1 pseudogene is annotated in these 299 nt (G+C 68.9%); it reads left to right on the plus strand.

Features of this window, described 5'->3' with window-relative positions:
* A pseudogene (locus BN1132_RS20135) lies at positions 1–299 on the plus strand (MFS transporter); the annotation flags it as partial.

Below are 299 nucleotides of genomic sequence, written 5' to 3' on the forward strand. Positions count from 1 at the left end.
GCTGGCGGACAGCCTGGGGGCCAGGCCCGTGGTGCTGGGAGGAGCCGTGCTGGTGGCGCTGGCCTGGGTCTGTTTCGAGGCCTGGATCTCCCTGGCCGGGTTGGCGTGCGGAGTCATCCTGCTGGATCTCGGGGTACAGAGCGCACTGGTCGCCCATCAGCAGCGGATCTATGGCCTCAGGGCCGAGGCGAGGGGGCGAGTCAACACCCTCTTCATGACCGGCATGTTTCTGGGAGGCACCCTGGGGTCGACTCTGGCCATGCTGGCCTGGCAGCAGGGGCACTGGGTGGGGGTGGGCT

It is taken from the genome of Aeromonas sanarellii (assembly GCF_000820085.1).
Classification (GTDB): domain Bacteria; phylum Pseudomonadota; class Gammaproteobacteria; order Enterobacterales; family Aeromonadaceae; genus Aeromonas; species Aeromonas sanarellii.